Annotated in this window: 9 protein-coding genes; 2 read left to right on the forward strand and 7 right to left on the reverse strand. The window is 45.1% G+C overall.

Annotated elements, in window-relative coordinates; translation table 11 throughout:
- Nucleotides 1-348: 348 nt before the first annotated feature.
- Nucleotides 349-450, reverse strand: a complete 102-nt coding sequence (gene petL, locus QUA04_RS28070) for a cytochrome b6-f complex subunit PetL (protein ID WP_006633742.1) — start codon at nucleotides 448-450, stop codon at nucleotides 349-351.
- A 77-nt stretch (nucleotides 451-527) separates the two neighbouring features.
- Between petL and aroB the strand changes: the two genes are divergently transcribed.
- Nucleotides 528-1,622 carry a 3-dehydroquinate synthase gene (gene aroB / locus QUA04_RS28075; protein ID WP_333263619.1) on the forward strand — a complete coding sequence of 365 codons (1,095 nt, stop codon included), beginning with the start codon at nucleotides 528-530 and terminating at the stop codon, nucleotides 1,620-1,622.
- 96 nt (nucleotides 1,623-1,718) lie between these two features.
- On the opposite strand, the gene QUA04_RS28080 is transcribed toward aroB, so the two are convergent.
- Nucleotides 1,719-2,489, reverse strand: coding sequence for a tetratricopeptide repeat protein (locus QUA04_RS28080; protein WP_333263623.1), 771 nt, complete (start codon nucleotides 2,487-2,489; stop codon nucleotides 1,719-1,721).
- Nucleotides 2,490-2,682: 193 nt separating this feature from the next.
- Between QUA04_RS28080 and QUA04_RS28085 the strand changes: the two genes are divergently transcribed.
- Nucleotides 2,683-3,522: a stomatin-like protein gene (locus tag QUA04_RS28085; protein ID WP_333263626.1), complete on the forward strand. Its 840-nt coding sequence runs from the start codon at nucleotides 2,683-2,685 to the stop codon at nucleotides 3,520-3,522.
- On the opposite strand, the gene folP is transcribed toward QUA04_RS28085, so the two are convergent.
- The 5 genes from folP to QUA04_RS28110 all read right to left on the reverse strand — a co-directional run bounded on the left by folP (nucleotide 3,513) and on the right by QUA04_RS28110 (nucleotide 7,173).
- Nucleotides 3,513-4,382 (reverse strand): dihydropteroate synthase, encoded by an 870-nt coding sequence (gene folP, locus QUA04_RS28090; protein WP_333263628.1) that lies wholly within the window; start codon nucleotides 4,380-4,382, stop codon nucleotides 3,513-3,515. The two genes, QUA04_RS28085 and folP, sit on opposite strands and share 10 nt — an antisense overlap.
- A gap of 108 nt (nucleotides 4,383-4,490) precedes the next feature.
- Nucleotides 4,491-5,429 carry a formylglycine-generating enzyme family protein gene (locus QUA04_RS28095; protein WP_333263632.1) on the reverse strand — a complete coding sequence of 313 codons (939 nt, stop codon included), beginning with the start codon at nucleotides 5,427-5,429 and terminating at the stop codon, nucleotides 4,491-4,493.
- Nucleotides 5,430-5,619: 190 nt separating this feature from the next.
- Nucleotides 5,620-6,345, reverse strand: a complete 726-nt coding sequence (gene tpiA / locus QUA04_RS28100; RefSeq protein ID WP_445242386.1) for a triose-phosphate isomerase — start codon at nucleotides 6,343-6,345, stop codon at nucleotides 5,620-5,622.
- A gap of 68 nt (nucleotides 6,346-6,413) precedes the next feature.
- The gene (locus tag QUA04_RS28105) at nucleotides 6,414-6,599 is read right to left on the reverse strand and encodes a PCP reductase family protein (RefSeq protein WP_006633749.1); all 186 of its coding nucleotides are present in this window, start codon (nucleotides 6,597-6,599) and stop codon (nucleotides 6,414-6,416) included.
- 100 nt (nucleotides 6,600-6,699) lie between these two features.
- Nucleotides 6,700-7,173 carry a hypothetical protein gene (locus tag QUA04_RS28110; RefSeq protein WP_333263638.1) on the reverse strand — a complete coding sequence of 158 codons (474 nt, stop codon included), beginning with the start codon at nucleotides 7,171-7,173 and terminating at the stop codon, nucleotides 6,700-6,702.
- Nucleotides 7,174-7,883: the final 710 nt, after the last annotated feature.

Raw genomic sequence — 7,883 nt, forward strand, 5'->3', positions numbered from 1 at the left:
TTAGCAGGCATTCACTTTTTCTGAATATCATTATGTTATATTATACCAATATGCGTTTTAAATGCACAACAGCTTAAGCTGCCTCTAATTAATCATTTTCCTCATCTTCTAGAGCATTGGGGAATCGAGCCCTTTTAGATTTTAGATTTTAAATTTTAGATTGAAGTATTAACTAAATTACTTTCGAGAAATATTAACTTATGAACTTCTCGCCTCTAGTTCTATTAAACAAAATATTTGCGCCATCAATCTACAGATAAACCTAGAGAGTTTGGGCGCAAATACTTTGTCGAACAGATACTTTTGCCAGAGATTAAACCCTCTGGTTGAGACATCTAAATTAGCAAATTAGATGAGTTTGACAGCCCGCAAACCAAACATCAGCACTGTCGCCAAGCCGATCATGCCGCCAAAAATCCCAAAATAAGTTATTGCTCCGCTAAGAGTCATTGCAATTTCTCCAAAACAATCAATAAAAAGACCTATAAGAACTATAATCTAAAATCTAATATCTAAATTAGATAAATATGCAATCCATAATTAAAGTTGACTTGGGGCCACAATCTTACAATGTTTGCGTGCGATCGGGCGGTTTAGACGAACTCGGCAGTCTGATGGGCGATCTAAGTTTGGGCAAAAAAGTGCTGCTGGTGTCAAATCAGTCGATTTTTCGGCAGTACGGCGAAAGAGCAACAGCAGCCCTCGAATCAGCCGGTCTGGAAGTCAGTACCTGCATTTTACCACCGGGAGAACAGTACAAAACTTTAAATTCGGTACAGAAAATTTACGGTGCGGCTTTGGAAAACCGCTTAGAACGTTCCTCGACAATGGTGGCTTTGGGCGGCGGGGTTGTGGGCGATATGACGGGTTTTGCTGCGGCGACTTGGCTGCGGGGAATTAATGTCGTGCAGGTTCCGACTTCGCTGCTGGCGATGGTTGATGCTTCTATTGGCGGCAAAACGGGGGTAAATCATCCTTTAGGGAAGAATTTAATCGGGGCTTTTCACCAGCCACGTTTGGTGTTAATTGACCCGGATGTACTCAAAACTCTGCCGGCGAGGGAGTTTCGTTCGGCGATGGCGGAAGTCATCAAGTACGGAGTGATTTGGGATGCTGAACTTTTTGGGAAGTTGGAGAATTGCAAGCGTTTGGATCAAATGCGCTATGTGAAGGCGGATTTGTTGGCCGAAATTTTGAGCAGGTCTTGCCAAGCTAAGGCTGAGGTGGTCAGCAAAGACGAGAAGGAATCGGGTTTGCGGGCGATTTTGAATTACGGACACACCATTGGTCATGCTGTGGAAAGTTTGACAAATTACAAGGTGATCAATCACGGGGAAGGAGTGGCAATCGGCATGGCTGCGTCAAGCCGATTGGCTGTGGAGTTGGGAATGTGGGATGCTGAGTGCGATCGCCGCCAGTCTGCTTTGATTGAAAAAGCGGGTTTACCTGCCAAATTGCCCGCTGGTGTAGATGTGGAGGAAATTTTGCATACTTTGCAACTGGATAAGAAGGTGCAGGATGGCAAGGTGCGGTTTGTGCTGCCGGTGCGCTTGGGTGAGGCCGCTGTGAGCGATCGGGTGGATGGGGATTTGATTATACAAGTTTTGAAGGAAATGCTCTAGGTTGGGGTTTTTGAGGGTGTTTAACCGCCGCTGAACGCCCATTAACGCCGATCGCCAAATATTTTTTTTCTTTCAATCTGCGATCGGCGGTTGAGTTTAGGAACCGCTCGACCGCGAATTAATTTCCTCCAAAATTTGATCTACTCTGTTAGCGGCTTGAGTTCTGCCTTGCTTGATAAATAACTCTTTAGCTTTTGTGAGGCTAGCTACGGCCTCCGCTTGGTTTTCCTTGTCTCCTTGCTGGTACAAACCGACTCCTAAATTGTTTAAAGCATCGGGATATCGATCGTTAATTTTAACCGCTTGTCTCCACTGAACAATTGCCTCGGGCAACTGCCCCTGACTTGCCATCGCCACGCCTAAATCGTTGTGAGCTTTGGCGTGCTGCGGGTTGACTTCAATTGCTTTTTGGAATAGAACGATCGCATCGCTCATTTTACCTTGCCCCGACAGCATAGTTCCCAGCTTGTAATAAGCATCCGCTTCTTTGGGATAGCGAGCGATTAGTTGCCGGTACAAAGCTTCGGCATTGACCGCATTTCCTTGACCGTAAAGGTCGTTGGCAGTTCTCAAACCCACCGTGTAACCTTTACCTACAACTTGGCACTTTTTCTCGGAGTTGCCTTCCTGCTTGCAAATCCTCAGTTCGTCTCCCTTCATCTCGTAGGACATAACTTCCCGAACTGCAGGGCCTCGGCGCGGTGGTTGCAAGTTCTGCGAGTGCAAGTTTTGCGAGAGTTGCAGGGCCATTGGCTCAGCTTGTGCTGGTTGGGGCACTGCGGCATTGCAGATTCCTGCACCCACCAAAATGCTTGGGGCTATCCACCTCAAAGGTTTGAACAAGCGAAACTCTCGATCGTTTTTCATGTCTTTTGTGGAAACGTGTTGTTGATATCCAGGGTTTCACTTGCGCCGTAAGAGTCGGAGCAGCTCGGGGCCCACCAGATGAAATAGTTAGTGATTAACAGTCGAGATATTTTAGCACTGTGTGGCCGAGTTTGAGTTAAATTAGAGTAGAATTCCGAATCGATTCTCAGTCAACCTTAGCAGGAAAATAGAAATGGGGCAGTCTATTCTTACCATGCTCTTTGCGCTCATCCTCGGCTACGCTGTTAACTCAAGCGTCAAAATAGTCAGCGGTGGCGACGAAGCTTTAGTGGAACGTTTGGGTCAATACAAGCGCACCCTAAAGCCAGGATTCCACTTTATCAGTCCCCTGGTCGAAAAAGTCGTCTGCGTGGACACAAGCCGTGAAAGAGTTTTAGACATTAAACCTCAGTCAGCAATCACGGGAGATAATGTGGCTCTCGAAGTCGATGCCGTTGTGTATTGGCGGGTTGTGAATTTACAGAAAGCTTATTATGGAATCGATCAAATTGAAAATGCGATCGCCAACTTAGTGTTAACGACGTTTCGCGCTGAAATTGGTCGATTGCCCATGCAAGACATCTTGGGTTCCCGAGATGACATGAATAAAAAGTTACTCAAGAAGTTGGACGAAGCTACCGAAACTTGGGGTGTCAAAGTAATTCGGGTGGAAATTCAAAGCATTACACCTCCGAAAAGGGTGCAAGAAGCTATGGAATTGGAGCGCGCCACCAAGAGCGAGTGGCAAGCAATGGTCAATAAGGCGATCGGCACGAAGGAGTATATGAGGCTCTTAGTTGAAGCTTTAGACTCCCATCCGAATAGCAAGCAAGTTTTGAATTACTTAGTAACGGAAAAATACTTAGACGCTCAACAAAAATTGGGCGAAAGCGACAATGCCAAAATTCTGTTTATGGACCCGAAGAATATGTCAGAAGCTCTCAACAATTTGATGGATTCTATGCCTGATGTCCCTTCGGGATCTGGCGGCGGGGAAATGAAAGTTATTGATACTCACACTTCTCAAGACTGATTCCTGAAGATAGCGTCGGCAACCAGACAAACATCGTGCATTTCTCTGACATCGTGAACTCGCAAGATATCTGCCAAATTTGCGATCGCACCTGTACAAGCCGCCGCTGTCCCCCAAATTCTTTGTTTCGCTTCTGGCTGATTCAAAATGTGACCGATGAAGCTTTTGCGCGATACTCCGACTAAAATCGGACAGTTTAAAACACGGAATTTTCGCAACTCTCGCAGAATTTCTAAATTTTGACTGTAAGTCTTGGCAAAGCCAATACCAGGGTCGATAATTATTTGAGATTTGTCAATCTCCGCAGCAACGGCCGCCGCAATTCGACTCTCAAAAAATTCCCCAATTTCTCCCATTAAATCCCGATAATCTGTCAGTTGTTGCATCGTCTGGGGAGTTCCCCGAATGTGCATCAAAATTATTGGTACTTTTAACTTAGCAACGGTTGACAGCATTTCCGAATCAAAAGTAGCTCCCGAAATATCGTTAATTAGATCCGCTCCCGCCTCAACCGCAGCTTTCGCAACCTGCGCTCTGGTAGTATCGACCGAAATAGGAACTGAGCCAAAAATATCGGCTTTTTGTCGCAGTATTTGTACGAGAGGTATAACGCGATCGATCTCCTCTGCTAAGGATATTTCCACTGCACCCGGCCGAGTAGATTGACCGCCAATATCAATAATATCTACCCCCGATTTTACCATATTTTCCGCTTGCGCTAAAGCAGATTCTATGGTATTGAAATCTCCGCCGTCGCTAAAACTGTCAGGGGTTACGTTCAAAACGCCCATTAAATAAGTGCGTTTTCCCCACTCGAAAGATTTATTTCTAATTGTAATTTTTTTGAGGTTATTTGTCATATCAAATCCGTTGGCATTGGAATTATGTAGTGTGAGCGTCCCCCTCGCGATTTGGGTAGCGAGCTCTTAAGCTTGCACTGACATCATCCAAATTATTATTCCGATCAGTTAGAGCATGGGCAGCAGATGTGCCAGACGCACATTGACACCAAGTTCTTCGCAAGCACCGGAGCCAGAGCGAACGGCAGAAAGCATACTCAGCCATTCGTAGCATCCCTGCCAAGGATAGACAACTGCTGCACCACCCCGCACAACGCGCTCGCCATTACTACTATTCCCACTAAGCCAAGGTGAGCCATCTGAGGGAGCGCCTTCATAGTTGTCCTGCCAAATGTCTGCACAGATGTCGCCGTGAAATCCCATGTTCACCAAGCCAAAGCGGTTGCTGGCGGCATCGTTGGCAGCTTTATTGTTGAAATTTTCTACTAAGTAAAGGTTTGACAAATCGTTCCCCCAGAAAAACAGTGTTGTACTTCCTGCACGGCAAGCATATTCCCACTGCGATTCAGAGGGAAGAACGTGTCCAGAGGCTTGTAACAAGGCTTCTACTTCCTCGATAGATAGATATGCTACCTCTGCATTAGGCATCGGCGGCCCGTTCAAATCATCTCTGTATAAGAAGTTGCTCTCGTCAACGGAAATCAACTTATTGGCTTCGCTCCAGCGCAAGGGAAAACGCGCCAAGAGAAAGGGAGCAAGGTGTACCGGATGAACAGGATGCCAAAAGTTACTGTTGATGAAGCTGTCATCAATAATATCTACTACATCTTGTTCATCATCTTCTATTAGTTGTCTGCGAAGCGCTACCAGTGCCTGCTTCTGGGTGTCATCAAATCCCATCATGAAGGTGCCACCAGGAATCAGGAGAAACACAATACCTGTTGCTTTTTCGCGTATAGAGAAGATACGGATGGGCTGCTCTGAAGTATATGTTTTCGCATCAGCCACTTCAAAGCCATTGAGTTGCCAAACAAGGGCATTGACAATCTCGTCTTGTCGAGCCTTGCTTGCCGTGGCCCATTGCGCTGCATTATGAAGCTCTTTCATGGCTGTTGGGTGAGGAGGAAGCAAACTTTCTAACTAAATTAAAGGAAGTTGCAATCCCAAAAGGTGGTTAGTTGCCCCATCATCAACTGGTACAGAAAGATTTTCGGGTAACTGGTAGAGATTGTCATTTCTCAACATTAAAACTCCCGGTACAACCACCAATTAGCAATTACCAATTAGCAATTACCAATTACTGATAATTGACAATGCGTGAGAAGCTCGTAGCTTCCAAACTAGCACCGCCTACCAGAACCCCGTCAATCTCAGGCATCGCCATAACTTCATCAATATTCTCCGGTTTGACGGAGCCGCCGTACTGAATTGGCACGCCCGGATTACTCAATTTACTGCGAATCAAACCAATAACTCGGTTAGCTTCCTTTGTTTCGCAAGTATCGCCAGTGCCGATCGCCCAAATCGGTTCGTAAGCAATTACCAATTTCTGCTGGTCAACACCAACCAAATCTTTTTCCAACTGAGAAAAAATGTGAGATTCAGTTTCCCCTGCATCTCGCTGCTGCTTGGTTTCCCCAACGCACAGAATCGGAATTAAATCGTATTTCTGAGCAGCTTTCAGCCGCAAATTCACCGTTTCGTCAGTTTCCCCAAAATATTGGCGTCGCTCGCTGTGGCCGATGATGACATAACGGACACCAAGTTCACTCAGCATTGGCCCGGAAATTTCCCCAGTAAAAGCTCCTGACTCTTGCCAGTGGACGTTCTGAGCACCGAGTCTGATCCGGCTGCCGTGCAAATTTTTCGACAGGACAGCCAACGAAGTGAAGGGAACGCAAAGCACGACTTCCCGTTCCTCTGGGGTTTCCGTCAGGCAGGACATGAATCCTTGAAGAAACTCTAGGGATTCTGCCCTAGTTTTGTACATTTTCCAGTTGCCAGCTATAACTATTTTCCGCACTATTTCTTTAAGTCCTTGTCCTTACAACGCAATTTATAGTCTAAAGCTTTAGCGTACCTTTCGATCCTTCATTGCCCAAACTCGATGCGAGCTTGCTCAACTAAGTCAACGGTGACGACTTCGGTTTCGGCTTCGCGGGCCAACTGCTCTATGCGGACGCGAGCTTGTCCCCGGACAAAATAGGGAATATTTTTCAGCTTCGCCTTGGCTTCTGGCGTCCATTTTAGATCATCGGAAAATTCGGAATCGGGCATGGCGTATTGAGCGATCGACTACAAGCCTTCATGGATCTGGCTTTGATGGAAAGCCTGGATGTATTAAATTTACCACGAGTTGCGATCGGGCCACACCTTCTCACTCTGCTTTAAATTTGTTGCCTAAAATAGCTGACGCTTCTTGTAAAAGCTGATTCTGCTCTTGTCGAATAGCCTCTAACCTTGTCAAAATATTAGCAAGTCGTTCTTGAGACTCCAAACTGTTTGCTTCAACTCCCCTCAATTGTAAAGCTGAATTATTTTTGTATTCGGGATTCTGTGAAACTAATGAGTTTACAGCAACTCCACCGACATTACTTACAGATTTAGAGCCGAAACTCAAAACCCCTTGCATGAATTTTACAGGGCTTTGCAGAATAAATAACCATCCTTTTGCAAACAAGCTACCTAAAGCCTGAAAAAAGCCTAAGATACTCAAGATAAATAGCAGGAAAATTGCTAAAGATATCAGCGGATGATTCACCAACCAGAAGACGAGAGGGTGAGAATCAATCCAATCTTTAACATTACCATTGATAGCACTTTGAAGGGCATTGGAAGCGGCATCGCTCATCTTTCCCGCCTTGTTAATGCTATCTTCTAAGGAAGCCTTAGCCTTTTCTGTAGCTTGATTTACACTCTCTACAGCTTGGCTAGTGCTTTGATTCAGAGTATTGACCGCAGAGTTAGTAGTTTGATTAATAGTTTCTTTAGCAGTTGCTGCATAGTGAGAAACAGCATCAACAGCTTTGTTGGTAGTTTCACTGACGCGACTAACTGCTTGATTGGCGACTTCAGATATAGAAAGTCTCGCTTTTTCTGTTTTCTCCGCTACAGTCCCTAAAGCATTGTTCGTAGCTTGATTAACAGTATTAACGGCAGAATTCGTAGTTTGAGTGACAGCTTCTTTGGCCTGATACGCAGTTTCGGAGAGAGAATATTTACCTTGTGCTATTGTTTATGAAGTAGAATTCGCTGATTTTTCGACTTGTTCCGTCCAAAATCCTTTCGTTTTTTGAAAGCTTTGAGAAAAATCAGGGAGTGCTACTGCCATAGTAAGTGATCTCCATCAAGCTAATTTACTCTTTGCCAGTTATTATAGTATATACCAATGCTAAATGAGTCATAAATTTTTTACCCTACTCCAACCCTCCCCGAACTCGCGGGGAGGGAGTAAGAAATTCACAAATGATGCGATAATTGCTATAGTAAGCTGTTCGACATCTAAACTGCATTAACTCGCGTTACCTTTGTTTTTGATGTTTCGGTTCCATTTCATAATTA

The sequence above is a fragment of the Microcoleus sp. S13_C5 genome (assembly GCF_036700845.1).
In the GTDB taxonomy this organism is placed as follows: Bacteria; Cyanobacteriota; Cyanobacteriia; order Cyanobacteriales; family Microcoleaceae; genus Microcoleus.